Genomic DNA, 17,429 nt, shown 5'->3' on the forward strand with positions numbered 1-17,429 from the left:
CCAGCAGGGAACACTGAAAAGGCTCCGGAGTGATCCGGAGCCTTTCTCTATTTGGCGGGCACCCCGCTTGGTAGCGGGGTATCTGTCAGCTGCGGCTCACATCACCACTTCGATCAGCTTCGGACCCTTCGCGGCGATCGCGTTGGCGAGCGCTTTGTTGAAGTCGTCGACGTTCGACACCGAGACGCCGGGGACGCCCATGCCCTTGGCGAGCGACACCCAGTCGAGCGTCGGACGGTCGAGATTGAGCATATCCAGCGCGCGCTGGCCGGGCTCGCCGGCATCGACGCCTGCGAATTCGCCGAGCAGGATTTGATACTTGCGGTTGGCGAACACGATGGTGGTGATGTCGAGCTCTTCGCGGGCCTGCGTCCACAGCGACTGCAGCGTGTACATCGCGCTGCCGTCACCGACCATGCAGATCACCTTGCGATCCGGGCAGGCCACCGCGGCGCCGGTGGCGACCGGGGTCGAGAAGCCGATCGAGCCACCCATGTTCTGCAGCCAGTCATGCGGCGCAGCCGCTGCTGTCGGCGGGAAGAAGCCGCGGCCGGTGGTCAGCGACTCATCGACCATGATGGCGTTTTCCGGAATCGCATAGGCAATCGCCTGCGCAATCGTGGTGTGGTTCAGCGCGCCGGTCGGCTTCACCAATTCGGCGAGCTTCTGCGGCTTCACATCCGACGGCTTGGCGCCGAGCGCGCCGGCCAGCGCTTCCAGCGCAGCGATCGAGTTCTCGCCGCCGGCGGTGATGCGATGCACTTCGCAGCCTTCCGGCTTCAGCATGCTCGGCTTGTTCGGATAGGCGAAGAAGGCCACGGGATCGTTGGCTTCCACCAGCACGATGTTCTTGAAGTCCTTTAGCAGCGGAAGTGCGGCTTCGATCACATAGGGAATGCGATCGATGGAGAAGCGGCCACGGCCGCGCGCCATGCGCGGATTATAGGTCTGGCCCATCACCTTGCAGCCGGTCTTGCCGGCGATCTGCTCGGCCAGCGCCAGGCCCTTCTCGGTCAGCCCCTGGCCGGTCATCAGCAACAGCGTCGAGGCGCCACCGTCCTTCATGATCCTGGCAGCAGTCTCGACGGCCTGCGCCGAATAACCGGCGCTCTGCTTCTCGGCCGGCACCGGAGCCACGCCATCGGCCGCGCCCCATGCGGTGTCAGCGGGCAGGATCAGCGTGGCAATCTGGCGATCCTTGGCGGCGGCAATTGCTGCGGCGCCGTCCTTGGCCACCGACTTGGAATCCGGCGAGGTGTGCACCCACTGCGACATCGGACGGGCGAGGCCCTCGATGTCCGAGGTCAGCGGCGCGTTGTATTCGATGTGATAGACGGCATGCTGGCCGACGATGTTGACGATGCCCGAATTGGCCTTCTTGGCATTGTGCAGGTTGGCGAGGCCGTTGGCGAGGCCGGGACCGAGATGCAGCAGCGTCGAGGCCGGGGTGCCCTTCATGCGGAAGTAGCCATCCGCCGCGCCGGTGACGACGCCTTCGAACAGGCCGAGCACGCAGCGCATGCCTTCGACGCGGTCGAGCGCCGCAACGAAATGCATTTCCGACGTTCCCGGATTGGCAAAGCAGACATCCACATTGCCCGCCACCAATGTCCGCACCAGGCTTTCCGCACCGTTCATCGTCTCACTCCGTTTGATTCAGGGTCGTATCTCGGTTTCTTGATCTCGGGGGCTGATGAACCATTGTTCGGAGGGCCCGTCAAAGGGTCGGAACGCAAGGCTTCGTTGTGAGGGCCGCGGGGCGGGCTGAACGCCGGTTATTATCGCTCCATCCGGGCTGTCCTCACACGGCCGTGGGTTGCGGATCGGGGCGATTTATGGCCTGTCTTGGGCCTCAATTTTTTCTGGCGAGGACCATGATGAAGCGCCTTTTTGCTCTCTTTTTTGCCGCAGCCGCGTTCACCACAATTGCGTTTCCTGCCGATGCACGCGTTCGCAACCAGCCGCCGGCGCAGGACTTCGAGGTCGACGACGGCCCGTCGCTCTCCAACTTCTTCTCCAATTTCGGCAATGGCGGCGGCAACAGCTCCGGCCCGATCCAGCGCCAGACCGTCGGCTTCCACAGCAATTACGCCCCTGGGACCATCGTCGTGAACACCGCCGAGCGCCGGCTCTATCTGGTGCAGCCGGGCGGCCAGGCGCTGCGCTACGGCATCGGCGTCGGCCGCGATGGCTTCCGCTGGGGCGGCGTCCACCGCGTCACCGCCAAGAAGGAATGGCCGAGCTGGACCCCGCCGGCCCAGATGCTCGCCCGCCGCCCCGACCTGCCCCGCCACATGCCCGGCGGCATCGACAACCCGCTCGGCGCCCGCGCCATGTATCTCGGCTCGACGCTGTACCGCATCCACGGCTCCAACGAGCCGGAGACCATCGGGCAGGCCGTGTCCTCGGGCTGCTTCCGCATGACCAATGACGATGTCACCGATCTCTATAACCGCGTCTCGGTCGGCGCGACGGTCATCGTCAAGAACTGAGCTTGAGCTGAGAACGAAGGCTTCCTGCGGGAAGCCTTCGAATTGTCCGCGGGGGCGGCACTGAACGCTTGCGCAAATACGCGCATTGCGAGAACTTGAGTAATAATGCCCGCCCCGACACCAGATCGATTCATCGTCCGGACGATTGCCGCGCTGCTGGCGCTAGCGTCTTTGACCGCCTTCGTGCCGCAGCCGTCTTATGCCGGTGCGAGCGAGCCGCCCGCCGTTACGGCGCGCCAGCGCACCGAGAAGAAAACCTTTACCGACAGCGAGATCATCGACGGTTTTTTCAAGACCGCCTTTGGCGCCGAGTATCACCTCGCCGGCCGCGTCGACCGCATCCGCAAATATGAGCTTCCAGTGCGGGTCTTCGCCGAGGGCCGTGCCGACCGCAAGGCTCAAATCGCCAAGGTCGTGACCGACATCGCGCGCCGGGTGCAGCATCTCAACATCGCCATGGCGGACAACCGCGACGACGCCAATGTACTGGTGAAGCTGGTGCGCGACCGCGATCTCTATCGCACCATCTCGACCTTCTATGGCACCGACCGGGCCAACGAGATCCGCGACTCCCTGGACCCGCAATGCCTGTCCGGCTTCCGCAAGAACGAGGCCTTCGAGATCGAACGCTCCGACGTGATCCTCACCGTCGACAATGGCGACTTCGTCTTTCTCGACTGCGCCTATGAGGAATTGCTGCAGTCGCTGGGCCCGATCAACGATACCAGTACGGTGCCGTGGACGATGTTCAACGACAACGTCCAGATGGGCTTCTTCGACGTCTACGACCAGTACATCCTCAACATCCTCTACGATCCCCGCATCAAGGCCGGCATGACCGTGCAGGAGGTCAAGGACGTGCTGCCGCAGGTGCTCACTGACGTGCGTATCTGGGTGAGCAAGGTGAACGAGCTGCAGGATTAGCGGCGCTTCTCTTATCCCTCCCCCCGCGCGAAGCGAAGCTTTGCCAGGCGGGGGGATTCCACGAACGCCTGCGCGTCCCAGCTTCTTCGAATGTCAAACAGCCACTGCTCTGCAGACATGCGTCATCACCCCCATTATTTGCGGCGCGGGGGCGCCGTCGTCTGCTGCATTCCTTGCCCCCTGTGAGAGGGCGTGCGGAACGCCAGGTGCCCGTTGCACCCTTGGGCCTGATGCGATGCGGTCTTCCGCAATTGTGAGTGCATCAGGACTTTCGGAGGCGCCGAGCAAGTGCCCGGCGTTCCGCATGCGGTGTTTTTTCGGTTGCTTGCACTTTGCCTCGACGAACGCTCCGATCGCGAATTAAAGTCCCAAGGCGATGGGAAGGGAGCCTCAAGCGAGTAAGCCGAACGCGTTTTGACTTGGTCGTCCGTCACACTGTCCAGAGAGTCTTTCCATCCCAAGGTCGGCCGTCTCCTTGCCAGTGGCAGTGCTGGCGCAGATCCGTCCTGCCCGAAGACAGACGTCACCCATAAACCGCGTGACGCCGCATCTCCGGCGTCCACCGCATCCTGCCCCGCGAACGTGACGATCGCGATCGCCCCTCTCGGTGGGGCAGGACGAATGGGAATATAAACCAGACAGGGATACTGTCAACGGGAAATAGGAAAAAATGTTTGGGCGCTGTCTTGCCGCCCCATACTGTCATTCCGGGGCGGGACCGGCGCCGGAGGCGACGGGACCGAGCCCGGAATCTCGACCTGTTTTGCGCTGAACATGTCGGGATTCCGGGTTCGCATTGCAGCGGCTTCGCCGCTTTCATGCGCCCCGGAATGACGAGCTTGGATCGAGATTCCGAGCTCAGTCCGGCCCCCAGGCACACCAATTGGTGTGCCTGGGAATGACGAGAGAGATCCCCCTCACCCCCGCGGCTTTAGCGTGAACGGTCCCTTCGGCGCATTGCCGATCAGCGACACGACGATCAGCGCCGCCATCGCGAACCAGAAGGTGAGCCAGAAGCCGTCGATATAGGCCAGCGTATTGGCCTCGCGCTGCACAAGGCTTGCGAGCGTGCCGATGCCGCGGGCTTGGGCAAGGCCCTCGCCATGGCTGGCGAAGCGGCCGGTGAGTTTGGCAAGAATGCCGACGACATCGGCATCGCCGCTGGCGACATGCTGGCCGAGCAGATTCGAATGGATCTGCTCGCGCACGCGCAGCCAGGTGCCCATCAGCGCGATGCCGATCTCGGCACCGCCGAGTCGGAAGACCTGGATATAGGCCGCAAAAGCCGTCGCGCGCGACGGATCGGAATTCGACAGTGCGATGATCACGATGGGCAGCAGCGTGAAGCTCTGCCCAAGCGACTGCAACATCACCATCGGGATGAAATCGCCAAGCGCCCATTCATGGGTGAGCTGCGTGCCCAGGAGGGCGGCGGCGGCGAATGCCGCAAGGCCAATGATCAGCGTCAGCTTCACGTCGTAGTAGCGAATGAGCCAGATCGACAGCGGCACGAGTACGATCATCGGCACGACGGCATAGAGCAGAAACAACATGCCGGACTGTTCCGGCCGCAACAGCGCGATGTTGGTGAGAAAATTCGGCGCCAACGATGAATTGGACAGGCTGGTCATGGTGTAGAGAATGATCGTCAGCAGCGCGAGACCGATATTGCGCGACAGCAGCACCTCGGCATGCGCCCATGGCCGTTTGACCACCGACTCATTGATGAAGAAGCCGACGGTCAGGACCGTGCCGCCGCCAAGCAGCGCCACCACGGTACCCGAACCCAGCCAGTCCAGCCGGTTGCCCTGATCGAGCCCGGCATAGATCATCGCCATGCCGGTGCCGAGCAAGAGCATGCCGCCCCAATCCGCCTCGCACAACACGAAGCGGTTGATCGGCTCGCGCGGTGTGCCGAGCCAGACGAACAGCGCCAGCAGCGGCGCGATGATGACATCCTGCCAGAACATCCATTGCCAGCCGATGTGGCTGACATAGAAGCCGACCAGCGCGGTGCCGGAATTGAGCGAGAAGCCGACGCGAATGGAATAGATCGCAATGGCCGGTAGCCACCACTTCATCGGCAGATTGCGAAAGATGATCAGCAGCGTTGCCGGCACGAAGGTGCCAAGCAGCATGCCGTGCACGATGTTCAGCACCAGCAGCAGATTGTAGTCGCGCACCAGCGGGATCACCAGCGAGATCGCCGCATAGACCAGAGCGGGAATGCCGAGCACGCGGCGGAGCCCGAACACGGTGGCCATCCAGGCCACCGCAGGCGCGATGAAGATCTGCGACGCTGTTCCGGCGGTGGAGAGCCACGCGCCTTCATCGAAACTCAGCCCCAACGCCCCGCGCAGATCGGCGAGGCCGATGGAGAAGATACGCGTATCGAAATTGGCGAGGAATGCGCCGAGCAGCACCGCGCCGACCGCAAAGATCGGATGGTGCGAAACGCCCCCGGTCGAGACCGGGCCGCTTTCGATGACCTTACTTTCCGCCATTGCCGGCCGCCGGCGCGTCGGTGTTGATGCTCGCGGTTACCGACATGCCCGGCAGCAACCGGTCGAGCAGCGGCTGTCCCTTGTCGAGCGTGATGCGGACCGGCACGCGCTGCACGACCTTGGTGAAATTGCCGGTGGCGTTATCCGGCGGCAGCAAAGCGAATTGCGATCCCGACGCCGGCGAGACGCGCTCGACGCGGCCACGCAGCGTCTCCGCCGAGAATGTATCGACCACGATGTCGACGGGTTGGCCGGGCTTCACGCGCGTGAGCTGCGTTTCCTTGAAATTGGCGATCACATAGACGTCCGGCAGCGGCACGATGCTGATCAGGCTGGAGCCGATATTCACATAATCGCCCGGCTGCACCTGACGCTCGCTGACCACGCCATCGAAGGGCGCCACGATCTTCGTATAACCGAGGCGTAGTCTGGCGGCATCGAGCGTCGCCTTGGCGCCGAGCAGATCGGCCGCGCGCTGTTTGCGCGTGCCAGCGAGAACTTCGAGCTGATGTTTTTGCGCAGCGATCACCGCGCCACTCGCCTTTACATCGGCCTGTGCCTTGGCATAGGCGGCGGTTGCCTGTTCGAAGCGCTGCCGCGTGCCGGCTTCGGTCTGCGTCAGCGAAGCCTGACGTTCCCGCTCCTGTTGCGCCTGCACTTCCATCGCCTGCGCCGACACGCGCTGCGCCTCGGCCTGCGCGATGGTGGCGTATTGCAGCTCGACCTGGTTGGCGAGATTGTCCAGCGCCGCCTGCGCACCGGCGACGCCGGCTTCGGCTTGCGCTACCTGCGCCTCGTAATCCGCGGGATCGATCTGGATCAGCAGATCGCCGGCTTTGACGTGCTGGAAGTCGTTCACCGGCACGGCTTTCACGGCACCGGCCACGCGGCTCGACAGCCGCGTCGTCTGCGCGCGGATATAGGCATCGTTGGTGGTTTGCACCGCGCGGTTGCCCATCCAGATGTCCCAGCGGGTGGTGGCCAGAACGATGAAGACAACCGCGGCAGCAACGGCCAGCAGCGGAATCGCAAGACGACGCCACGCCTGCTGTGCTGGCGTCAGCGCCGCAGGCTGTGCGGGCGGTTGCGCAGCCGGTTGTGCCGGTGTCGGCGCAACAGGTTGTGACGGCGCCGGTTGCGGCGTTGGGGATGCATCAAGCTGGGACATGTCTTCCTCGCAGCGACCTGAGTGACATTATGTCTCATGTCGTCGCACCCGATTCAATCGCCCGATATCGGCAATCCATACCGGTGCCGCAGCATTCGGGTTCGATTCGTACCAAAGACCGCAGATTTATATCTTTTTGCGGCGTGCCGGTTTGTCGCCGCCATCAGATGGCGCCGGAGTATCCGGACCGCGCGGCTGCAGATAGCGTTGCAGCGCAATGGCGCGCTCGCTGGATTCGACGAGTCGCTCGACGCTCCCCAGCAATTGATGAAATTCGTCCGCGTTGAGACAATCGAACTGTACGTCATTGACCTGACGCTGCGTGGGATTGAGGCTTGCCAGCAGCGCATCGCCGGCCTGCGTCACCATGAGACGCAGGCGCCTGCGATCGGCGGGATCGACGAGCTTGTCGAGCAATCCCATCTGCTGCAGCTTGTTGGACACCGTGGTGACGAAAGCGCCGCTGAGATGCAGATGCGCTGCGAGTTCGCGCACGCTGACATCGCCTTCAGCGGCCAGATATTTGACCGAGATCAGCACAGTGTATTCGATCCCGGCCAGGCCGATCGCGGCGGCATGCCCCTCACGCACGGTCTCGTGACGCGCGAGGAACGCCAGCAATGTGTGCACGAGTTGCCGGAATGCATGATCGGAACCATCGACCAGCAGCGCCTTGCGCGACGTGGTCAGCGCCGGAGCCGGAAGTTTTGCCTTGAGCGCGGTTTTGGCTCCCGTCTTCACTGCGGGCTTGGCCGCGGCCTTTTCGGATTTACGCAGCGCCGGCGTCTTGGAGAGCGGCGCAACCTTGGAACGAGACATACCGCTTCCCAGTGAACGATCCGCTACAGGATTGGCTGGCGGCCCCTGCTTCGTCAAGCGATTCTGCATACCTTCTTAACGAAGCTATTGATCAAATGCATTTACTGGGTCAGGATCGGCGCCACATCTGACGGGAGAACATCATGAAACTCGATATCAGGCGCCTGCTCTGCTTCACCGACCACAAGGAGGTCGAGGCCGGCCACCGGCACGAGCAGCCGCTGCGCCGCGTCGCCGCCGTGGCCATCGTCGCCAATCCCTATGCCGGACGCTATGTCGAAGACCTCTCCGAGGCAATTGCCGCCAGTGTCGATGTCGGCGCCGTGCTGGCCAAGCTCGCCGTCGAGGCGATGGGATCGTACAAGGTGGAAAGCTACGGCAAGGGCGGCGTCGTTGGCCTCGGCGGCGAACTCGAACATGCCAATGCGATGCTGACCACGACTTTCGCCACGCCGCTGCGCGAGGCCGTCGGCGGCGCCGAAGCCTGGATTCCCTCCTTCACCAAGCTCGCCGCCCCCGGCTGCCTGATCGACGTTCCCCTGGCGCACAAGGACGCGCTCTATGTCCGCTCGCATTACGACGGCATCTCGGTGACGCTGCCACCCGATGCGCCTGCCACTGATGAAGTTGCGCTGATCGTCTGTCTCGCCAATCGCGGGCGCCTCAATGCGCGGGTCGGCGGGTTGAATGCCAGGGATATCGGCGGCAAGGACGGCTTGCGCTAGGCTGCGGCCTTGGACGGCCTTGAGATTGCGGAGACGGATATGAAAACGGCCATCGTCAATATCGGCACCATCGTCACCGGTGATCTCAAGGCGCCGTTCGCCGACGGCGACGGCATCCTGATGCAGGATGGCCGCATCAGCGCGATCGGCACGCTGTCATCGGACCAGGTGTCATCGGCCGATGTGGTGATCGACGCCGCCGGCACGACGGCAATTCCCGGCCTGATCGACAGCCATGTGCACATCACCTTCGGCGATTACACGCCAAGGCAGCGCGTGGTCGGCTATCTCGAAAGCTACGTGCATGGCGGCACGACGACGTCCATCACGGCGTCGGAAGTGCACGTGCCCGGACGTCCCAAGGATCCTGCGGGCGTCAAGGCGCTGGCGCTGGCCGCCCGCGCCTGTTTCCTCGACTATCGCCCCGGCGGCATGCGCGTCCATGCCGGCTCGATCATCCTCGAGCCGGGACTAACAGAGGCCGATCTGGAAGAACTGGTGAAGGCCGGCTTGTGGCTTGCCAAGGCCGGCTTCGGCGCATTCGAGACACCATTCGACTATGCGCCCTTGATGCTCGCCGCACGCAAGCTCGGCATGGTCACCACCATGCATACCGGCGGCTCATCGATCCCCGGCTCGTCCGGCATCTGGGCCGAACATGTGCTGAAATCGAATCCGAGCGTGTCGTTTCACGTCAATGGCGGACCGGTGGCGATGCCGGAAGCCGGCTTTGCGCGGCTGGTGAATGAAAGCGACATCGCGCTGCAGCTCTGCACCGCCGGCAATCTTCGCACCGCGCTGCTGACGGCGAAGCTGCTCGACGAAGCCAAACAACCGGAGCGGCTGCTGATCGCGACCGACACGCCGACCGGCAGCGGGATCATGCCGCTCGGCATGTTCTACACCATCAGCCATCTCGCCAGCCTGGGCCACATGCCGCCCGAACAGGCGATCGCGGCGGCGACGGGGAACAATGCAACGGTCTACCGGCTCAACAGCGGATTTCTGAAGACGGGCAAGGATGCCGACGTGGTACTGATCGACGCCTGCGCCGGCGGCTCACAGGACGATGCGCTGTCGGCGCTTCGCAACGGCGATGTGCCGGCAGTCAGCGCCGTGATCACTGACGGCGTGCCGCGCTTTGTCGGCCGCAGCCGCAACACGCCGGCGGGGATGCGTAATGTGCGCGTGGCGGAAACGAGATTGCCGCGGGATTTCTCGGGCGCCGCGGCGCATTGATCGGGATTGCAGGGAGGCAGCGGCACGCACCGTAGGCTCCCTCTCCCCGTACTGCACGGGGAGAGGGGTGGGGTGAGGGGCAGGGCACAAGACTCGCCGCAATTGATCCCTCACAGATCGGCACGTTCTCCGAACAGCGCATACTGCGCTTGCGTTGAACTCCGAAAATGGCCCCTCACCCGCCGCGAAGACGCGGCGACCTCTCCCCGTAAAGGACGGGGAGAGGTTAAGGAAGCGACTGCGCTTTAGTTGCTGCCCTTGAACTCCGGCAAATCGTACTTCGCCGTCATCTTCTCGGCCATGGCCCCTGCCCGCTCCCAGTCATAGGTACGGTAGCTGTGGCCGCGGGTGACGAACTGGGCACCGGCATAGAACATCTCGTATTGCAGATGGCGCGAGGCGAATTCGGAGCCAACGGCGTCCCAGGTCAGCTTCAGCAGCTTGACGCGGTCCTGGCCCGACATCGCGGGCGAGATTTGGGTCAGCCCGATAATATCCGCGATTTCCGGATTGCTGAAATCATCCACCGACGACGGCAGCATCAAGAGCGCACCACCGGCGAGTTCGCGGATGGCGCTGATGATCTGCGGATACATCTCCTGCGACTGCACCTGCGCTGCATAGAGCAGATGCTTGTTGGGCAGATAGTAATCGCCGCGCATCGCGCCGCCGGCTTCCATGCCGAGCACCATGCCCTCGATCAGCGCGGCCTGCGAGGCCAGCTTGCCGAGCACATCCACCACCGGCGGGAAATTGATGGTGCCGATGGTCTTGGCTATGCCGCGCGCGAGGCCGACCAGAAAACGCAGCTTCACCGACAGGCGGATCTGCGCCTGATAGTTCTGATAGACATGGGCTGGCGTGTCATGGAGCTGGGCGCGGCACATATCGGTATTACCAAGCAGGAACACGCGCTCCCACGGCACTTTCACGTCGTCGAAGAACACCAGCGCGTCGTTCTCGTCATAGCGATAGGCCAGCGGGTTGTCGTATTCGTTTGGCGCATGGGCCTCGAAGCTCTTGCGCGACAGCATCTTGAGGCCCTTGGTCCCCATCGGCAGCGCGCAGGAGAAGGCCAGATGTTCCTCGCCAGGCCGCAGCGGCTGGCCGGAGCCGACGAAGATCTCGTTGGCCATGATGGCTGACGTGGCGAACAGCTTGGCGCCGCGGATGGTGATGCCCGACGCATCCTCGTCGACAATGCGCGCGACCATGTCCTGCGCATTCTTGCCCTGATCGCCGAACGCCTTGGAGCGGTCGCCCTGCACGTTGTTGATCACATAGGTCAGGAACAGGTCGCTCTTGCGGGCGTAGTCGTACCAGTCGCGGAACGCCTGTGCGCGTTTCGGATCGTAATTGTCGAACACCTCGATGCCCATCATCATGCCGGACATGGACGAGGCCACGTGATCGGGCGAGCGGCCGAGGAAGCCGCCGGACAGTTCGGCCCACTCCACCAGCGCCTTGCGACGCTCGACCAGTTCCGCGTAGCTCGTCGGCAATTGCCAGGCGCGATTGACGCGGCGGCCACCACCGACATCGAAGGTCATGCGTTCGATATTGGCGGGGTCGGCCTGATAGTCATACAGCGCGCCAGCCGAGGCGACCGCATGGCGATAGGCCGGATGGGTCGAGACGTCATCGACCTTCTTGCCGTCGAGATAGACCGCACGACCGTCGCGGACAGCGGCGACATGCTCGGCGCCGTTCTTGACGCCGGCAACTGCCGCCCCGGATCCAAATGCCTTGTTCATCACTTTTCTCCGTCACCTGCTGCCGGCCGCGCGCCGGTCATCACCATTAATAGCTATCATCCGAAGCTATTTTAAATCCGTTGTCAAGCGGACCTGTGGCATTCGCACACTGCATCATTCGTCGTGATTGCAATTACCGCGCGAAGCCGCCAAGCTCGGGCAAGTTTTGATACATGGGATCATCACGTGGCCAAATCCGCAGCGCGCTCCACTTCGATCGGCAAATCAGTTGGCAAGGAGATCAGCAAGAAGCCTGCCACAGGCCGGCCGGCGTCCCGCGCCGCATTGACGGTCTCCCGTCAGGAGCTGCTGGTGGACGGCTCGGACGCCCAGTTCCGCCGCCTGGTCCACAGCCTGTTCGGCTTTCTGGTCCGCCATCAGACCTTGCGCGAAGGTCACGCCGCCGTCATCGGCCTTGCCGGCATCGAATACACCACCCTGATCTCGATCCGGCATCTGTCGGCGCAAGGCGACGTCCATGTGCGCGCCGTCGCCGATCACCTGCATCTGAGCGGCGCCTTCGTCACCACCGTGACCAACAAGCTCGAAACCAAAGGGCTCATCACCAAGACCTCGCATACCGGCGACCGCCGCCGTATCAGCCTCGTGGTGACGCCGCATGGCGCCGAATTGCTGGAGCGGCTCGCGCCGACTCAGGCGCAGGTCAACGACGTGCAGTTCGGCTGCCTCGGCACCCGGGAATTCCACCAGTTGCTGGACATGGTGCAGCGGCTTGTCGATTCCAGCGACCGCGCCATTGCGTTGCAGCGTTATCTGGCCGACACCAATGTGAAGCAGCTCTCGCCCGAGGCGCAATCGATCGCCGTCGCCAAGCGCGGCAAGCCGCGCAAGGGCTGAATCCGGTCTGCAATCTGACCCGCGTCAGGACCGGCGGTTGCACCCGGCCAAGGCCCCGGGGACAGCCATAGCCCGCGTCGCTATTGCTGCGACAAAACGGCACCCGTGCGCACAGCCCCCGCCCGCCCAAGGGCGACGCGGGAATCAGCCTCGACGCGCCCGCAACACCAAACACCCGTGAAACAGGCAATTGCGCGCATTCCCGCCAGCTTCGAATTGCTGCATTTCCGGGCCGCACTGCCGCATAAATTAGCTTCTTAAGAGAACTATTTTATAAAGATACTCAGAATGACGATTGTCAAAGCCTGAAATTTATTGGACGATCCGACCAACGCTGTCATTCCGCTGTCACAGCCGGCGATGGCACATGGCGTGCATAGAAATCTTTATCTGGATTATGCTGCGGATCACTGCAGCAAAAGCATCAGCAGAAGAGGACGATCGTCGATGTCACGGATCAAATCGAATTTGCCGCGCGTATTGGGCACAGTTGCCGCCGTCACGCTTTCCGCCATGGTTGGCGGTCAGGCATGGGCGCAGGAAATCGCCATCGGCGCGGTGGTGCCGAGCTCCGGTCCGTTCGCCGAGTGGGGCCGCAGCAACACCGTGACGCTGAAGATGCTGGAACAGCAGACCAACGATGCCGGCGGCATCAATGGCGCCAAGCTGAAGATCACCATTCTCGACGACGCCGCCAAGCCGGCGCAGGCCGCAAGCTCGCTGCGCAAACTGGCCGGCGACGAGAAGGTTCTTGCCGTGGCCGGCCCGCTCACCTCCAGCGCCGCCGAAGTGACGTTCCCGGTCGCCAATGAAATGAAGGTGGTCTCCACCTCGCAGGCCTCCTCGAAGCCGGGCGTGGCGAAACTCAACCGTCCGTGGGCATTCCGTAACACCATCGACGAAGGCGTGCTCGCCAAGACCACCGTGCCTTTCTACAAGAAGGCCTTCAACATCAAGACCGTCGCCGTGATCTTCGACGCCAAGGACGCCACGGCGTCCACCGTCGGCAAGGTGATCATGCCGGCTGTACTGAAGGCCAATGACATCATCGTCGCCAACGAGAACGATCTGCTGTCGTTCAACACCGGCGACCTCGACGTGTCAGCACAGGTCACCAAACTGAAGGCCCTGAATCCCGACGGCGTCGTTGTCAGCGCCGATTACAGCCAGGCCATCACCGTGCTGCGCGAGATGAAGCGCCAGGGTCTGATCAAGCCGGTTGTCGGCGCCACCCAGTTGATCTCGTCAGCGATTCTCAAGGCTGCGCCGGAAATCCCGGTGATCGCGCCCGCAACCTTCTACGCCACCATGACGGGCCCGGCACCCGAGAAATTCACGGCCACCCTGACGCCGCTGCTGCGCAAGGAATCGGGCCTGCCGAAGGACATCGAACCCTCGATGTATGACGCCAACATCTACGAGATCGTCTCGATGTATATCGACGCGATCAAGAAGACTGGCGTCACCGGCAAGCCGGCCGATCTCGAAGCCGACCGCACCAAGATCCGCGATCATCTTGCCAAGCTCGAAGGCTTTGCCGGTCTCGGCGGCCCGATCGGCTTCAATGACGACGGCGACGCGATCAAGGCCTTCTACGTGCTGCAGGGCCAGAACGGCGCCTGGGACACCAAGGTCAAGGGCTGCAGCTCCGCGCCCGGCCACCCGGCCTGCTGATCTTCCGCACCATCCACGCCGCTGCGGCCGGGAAGTCCTCCCGGCCGCAGTCATGATGACGACCACCTGATTTAACGATTGCGATTCCCATGCTGATACAGCAACTCGTCAACGGCCTGACGCTCGGAGCGGTCTATACGCTGCTGGCGCTGTCGTTCTCGCTCGTGATGGGCATTCTCGGCATTCTCAATCTCGCGATTGCCGAACTCTTCATGATCGGCGGCTATCTCGGCTTCACGCTGATCACCGCAGGCTTCCCGCTTCCGGTCGCCGTGCTCGGCGGCATGCTCGGCGCAGCCGTGATCGCCATCGCCATCGAGAAGATCGGCTACCAGCCGCTGCGCGACGCGCCGCTGGTGACGCCGATGCTGTCGACGCTGGGTTTCTCGATCATCCTGCAGAACGTCGCCACCAACATCTGGGGCTCGGATCCTGCCCAGCTCCCCGACGAGTATTTCGGCAAGCAATACGCGCTCGGCCCGGTCAATATCGGCGAGATGCAGCTGATCGTGCTGGTCGCCACCGTCGTGCTGGTCGCGCTGGTTGCCTATATCGTGCAGAAGACCCCGATGGGCCGCGCGCTGCGCGCCGTCGCCGAGAACCGCGAAGTCGCAAGAATCCTGGGCGTCTCCGCTGACCGCCTGACCATGCTGGCCTTCATCCTGTCGGGCTCGCTCGCCGGCGTCGCAGGCGTATTGATCGCGCTGCATTACGGCACCATCACGCCCTATCTCGGCGTCGAGATCGGCCTCAAGGCCATCGCCGTGATGGTGATCGGCGGCACGCGCCAGATCTGGGGCGCGCTGGTCGCGGGTCCCTTGATCGGCATCGCCGAAGTGCTGACGGTTGCTTACGGCGGCTCGCAGGTCCGCGACTTCGTCGTCTACGGCTTCATGATTTTGATTTTGTTGCTGCGTCCGCAGGGCCTGCTCGGCGGCGCGCGGTCCGATCAGGGGCAGCGCGTCTGATGTCGACCTATTATGCAAGCCTGCTCGCCGAGTCCGGCATCCTCCTGCTCGGCGCACTCAGCGTCTATATCATCCTCGCCACCGGCCAGCTCTCGCTTGGCAACGGCGCCTTCATGGGAATCGGCGCGTATCTGTCGTCTTACCTCACCGTCGCGCTGAACGTGCCGCTGACGCTCGCACTTGTGATCTCGGCGATCGCCGCCGGCATCATCGGTGCCATCGTTGCCTTCCCTGCTTTGAGATTGAAAGGCATCTATCTCGCGATGGCCACCGTCGGCTTTGGCGAAATGGTGCGCAGCTTTTTCCTCAACTTCGACGCCATGGGCGGCTCCGGCGGCTATCGCGGCATGCAGCACATCTCGGTCGGCTATGTCTGGCTGTGGGCCGGCGGCATCCTGATCGCGGTGATGCTGCTGGAGCGCTCGCGCGTCTGGCTGGAAATGCAGGCCGTCCATGACGACGAAACCGCCGCCGGCCTGATCGGTCTCAACACCACCGTGACCAAGATCGGTGCCTTCGGTGTCGGCGCCGCCGTGGCCGCCGTCTCCGGCGGATTGTTCGCGCATCACAACGTCTATATCGAGCCGGCCAATTTCGGCTTCGATCGCTCGATCGAATTCGTGCTGGCCGTGATCCTCGGCGGCTCCACTGTCGGACCGGGCTCGCTGGTCGGCTCTCTCCTTCTGGTGTTCCTGCCTGAATTCCTGCGTCCGATCGCCGACTGGCGCCTCGCTGCCTTCGGCACGCTGCTGATCGTCGTGCTGCTGGTACGGCGTCAAGGCATTCTCGATCGTTCGCTGATCCGCACACTGACCTTCCGGAGGGCCGCGGCATGAGCACGCCCCTGCTTCAACTCACCGGCGTCACCAAGACGTTCGGCGGCATCCATGCGCTGTCCGGCATGGTCTGCGAAGTGCCGGAAGGCAAGATCGTCGGCGTGATCGGCCCGAACGGCGCCGGCAAGACGACTTTGTTCAACACCATCACCGGCGCCTATCGCGCCGATGCCGGCGAAGTGAAACTCAAGGGCGTCGACGTCACGCAGTGGCCGTCCTATCGCATCGTGCGCGAGGGCATCGCCCGTACCTTCCAGAACATCCGGCTGTTCGGCAGCATGACGGTCTGGGAGCATCTGCTGGTGGCGCAGCCGCATAGCGAAAGCGCGTGGCGGCGTCTGCTGCCGATCTCCTGGGCCAATCCGGCGGCGCAGGAACGCGCCGAGGAAGTGATGGCGTTCTTCGGCCTCACCGAACTGCGCGACCGCCCGGCCAAGTCGCTGCCCTACGGCATCCAGCGCAAGGTGGAGATGGCGCGCGCCGTCACCGCCAGGCCGAAGCTGCTGCTGCTGGATGAGCCCGTGGCCGGCATGAACCATGACGAGGCCGAGGAAATCCGCGCGCTGATGATCCGCTTGCGCGACACCGGCCTCACCATTCTCCTGATCGAACACGACATGAATTTCGTGATGCGGCTTTGCGACTATCTCTATGTCCTCGATTTCGGCGTGCTGATCGCCGAAGGCAAACCCGAGGAAGTGCGCGCCAACCCTGTCGTCCTCGACGCCTATCTCGGAAAGGACGACTGATGCTCACGATCCGGGGCTTGCAGGTCCGCTACGGCGCCATCACCGCTGTGCGCGGCGTCGATCTCGACATCAAGCAGGGCGAGATCGTCGCGCTGCTCGGCGCCAATGGCGCCGGCAAGAGCACCATCGCGCGGTCCATTGCGGGACTGCTGCCGTTCCAGGGCAACATCACCTATCAGGGCGAGAAGCTCGTGCCGAATGCGGCCGAAAAGAATCTCCGCCGCGGCATCGCGCTGGTGCCGGAAGGCCGCGGCATTCTCGCGCGCATGACGGTCTATGAAAATCTGCTGATGGGCATCTACACCCGCCCAGACAAGGCCGAGGCGATGGCCGACGTCGGCAAGATGCTGGAGCGCTTTCCGATTCTCGGCAAGCGCCGCGACGGTCTCGCCAGTCTTCTCTCCGGTGGCGAGCAGCAGATGCTGGCCATTGGCCGCGCGCTGCTGTCGAAGCCAAAGCTGCTGCTGCTCGACGAGCCCTCGCTCGGCCTCGCGCCGCTGATGACCGATACGCTGTTCAAGATGATTGCGCAGTTCCGCAACGAAGGCCTCACGGTGCTGCTGGTCGAGCAGAAGGCGCGGCAGACGCTGAAGATCGTCGACCGGGCCTATCTGCTGGAGACCGGCCGCGTTGTGACCTCAGGCACAGCGCAGGCGTTGATCAATGATCCGACGGTGTCGGATGCGTTTTTGGGTGGGACACATTGACACTCAGTTGTC

At 63.4% G+C, this 17,429-nt stretch carries 15 protein-coding genes; 10 read left to right on the forward strand and 5 right to left on the reverse strand.

The genetic code is table 11. The annotated features are described in order from the left end of the window. Positions 1 to 96: 96 nt before the first annotated feature. A complete protein-coding gene (locus AB8A23_RS27375; protein WP_089268028.1) occupies positions 97 to 1,638 on the reverse strand; it encodes an acetolactate synthase large subunit in 1,542 nt (513 codons plus the stop codon). A gap of 239 nt (positions 1,639 to 1,877) precedes the next feature. Between AB8A23_RS27375 and AB8A23_RS27380 the strand changes: the two genes are divergently transcribed. Beyond that, the gene (locus AB8A23_RS27380; protein ID WP_081422064.1) at positions 1,878 to 2,492 is read left to right on the forward strand and encodes a L,D-transpeptidase; all 615 of its coding nucleotides are present in this window, start codon (positions 1,878 to 1,880) and stop codon (positions 2,490 to 2,492) included. 105 nt (positions 2,493 to 2,597) lie between these two features. Beyond that, on the forward strand, positions 2,598 to 3,416 hold the full coding sequence (locus AB8A23_RS27385; protein WP_089268029.1) for a DUF2927 domain-containing protein: 819 nt from the start codon (positions 2,598 to 2,600) through the stop codon (positions 3,414 to 3,416). A gap of 917 nt (positions 3,417 to 4,333) precedes the next feature. Here AB8A23_RS27385 and AB8A23_RS27390 read toward each other — a convergent pair. The 3 genes from AB8A23_RS27390 to AB8A23_RS27400 form a co-directional block, all read right to left on the reverse strand. Beyond that, on the reverse strand, positions 4,334 to 5,920 hold the full coding sequence (locus AB8A23_RS27390) for an MFS transporter (protein WP_439057540.1): 1,587 nt from the start codon (positions 5,918 to 5,920) through the stop codon (positions 4,334 to 4,336). After that, positions 5,907 to 7,088: an HlyD family secretion protein gene (locus AB8A23_RS27395; protein WP_089268096.1), complete on the reverse strand. Its 1,182-nt coding sequence runs from the start codon at positions 7,086 to 7,088 to the stop codon at positions 5,907 to 5,909. The genes AB8A23_RS27390 and AB8A23_RS27395 overlap by 14 nt, the downstream gene beginning before the upstream one ends. A gap of 126 nt (positions 7,089 to 7,214) precedes the next feature. Next, entirely contained in the window at positions 7,215 to 7,907 is a 693-nt protein-coding gene (locus AB8A23_RS27400) for a MarR family winged helix-turn-helix transcriptional regulator (protein ID WP_439057539.1), read from the reverse strand. 143 nt (positions 7,908 to 8,050) lie between these two features. On the opposite strand from AB8A23_RS27400, the gene AB8A23_RS27405 reads away from it, so the two are divergent. Next, complete coding sequence (locus tag AB8A23_RS27405; protein ID WP_439057538.1) at positions 8,051 to 8,632, forward strand: amino acid synthesis family protein; 582 nt, start codon at positions 8,051 to 8,053, stop codon at positions 8,630 to 8,632. A gap of 39 nt (positions 8,633 to 8,671) precedes the next feature. Beyond that, on the forward strand, positions 8,672 to 9,871 hold the full coding sequence (locus AB8A23_RS27410) for an amidohydrolase family protein (protein ID WP_439057537.1): 1,200 nt from the start codon (positions 8,672 to 8,674) through the stop codon (positions 9,869 to 9,871). A 245-nt stretch (positions 9,872 to 10,116) separates the two neighbouring features. Here AB8A23_RS27410 and AB8A23_RS27415 read toward each other — a convergent pair whose 3' ends face one another. Continuing rightward, entirely contained in the window at positions 10,117 to 11,625 is a 1,509-nt protein-coding gene (locus AB8A23_RS27415) for a 4-hydroxyphenylacetate 3-hydroxylase family protein (protein ID WP_439057536.1), read from the reverse strand. Between the two features lie 186 nt (positions 11,626 to 11,811). On the opposite strand from AB8A23_RS27415, the gene AB8A23_RS27420 reads away from it, so the two are divergent. The 6 genes from AB8A23_RS27420 to AB8A23_RS27445 all read left to right on the forward strand — a co-directional run bounded on the left by AB8A23_RS27420 (position 11,812) and on the right by AB8A23_RS27445 (position 17,417). Next, a complete protein-coding gene (locus AB8A23_RS27420) occupies positions 11,812 to 12,483 on the forward strand; it encodes a MarR family winged helix-turn-helix transcriptional regulator (RefSeq protein WP_439057535.1) in 672 nt (223 codons plus the stop codon). 447 nt (positions 12,484 to 12,930) lie between these two features. Continuing rightward, complete coding sequence (locus tag AB8A23_RS27425) at positions 12,931 to 14,157, forward strand: ABC transporter substrate-binding protein (protein WP_170849727.1); 1,227 nt, start codon at positions 12,931 to 12,933, stop codon at positions 14,155 to 14,157. Positions 14,158 to 14,246: 89 nt separating this feature from the next. Next, a complete protein-coding gene (locus tag AB8A23_RS27430; RefSeq protein WP_068738539.1) occupies positions 14,247 to 15,125 on the forward strand; it encodes a branched-chain amino acid ABC transporter permease in 879 nt (292 codons plus the stop codon). Further along, positions 15,125 to 15,961, forward strand: coding sequence for a branched-chain amino acid ABC transporter permease (locus AB8A23_RS27435; RefSeq protein WP_120288801.1), 837 nt, complete (start codon positions 15,125 to 15,127; stop codon positions 15,959 to 15,961). The genes AB8A23_RS27430 and AB8A23_RS27435 overlap by 1 nt, the downstream gene beginning before the upstream one ends. Continuing rightward, on the forward strand, positions 15,958 to 16,710 hold the full coding sequence (locus AB8A23_RS27440) for an ABC transporter ATP-binding protein (protein ID WP_320447283.1): 753 nt from the start codon (positions 15,958 to 15,960) through the stop codon (positions 16,708 to 16,710). The genes AB8A23_RS27435 and AB8A23_RS27440 overlap by 4 nt, the downstream gene beginning before the upstream one ends. Then, a complete protein-coding gene (locus AB8A23_RS27445; RefSeq protein ID WP_439057534.1) occupies positions 16,710 to 17,417 on the forward strand; it encodes an ABC transporter ATP-binding protein in 708 nt (235 codons plus the stop codon). Before AB8A23_RS27440 ends, AB8A23_RS27445 begins: the two co-directional genes overlap by 1 nt. Positions 17,418 to 17,429 lie beyond the last annotated feature (12 nt).

It is taken from the genome of Tardiphaga sp. 619_E2_N8_4, assembly GCF_051810905.1.
Classification (GTDB): domain Bacteria; phylum Pseudomonadota; class Alphaproteobacteria; order Rhizobiales; family Xanthobacteraceae; genus Tardiphaga; species Tardiphaga robiniae.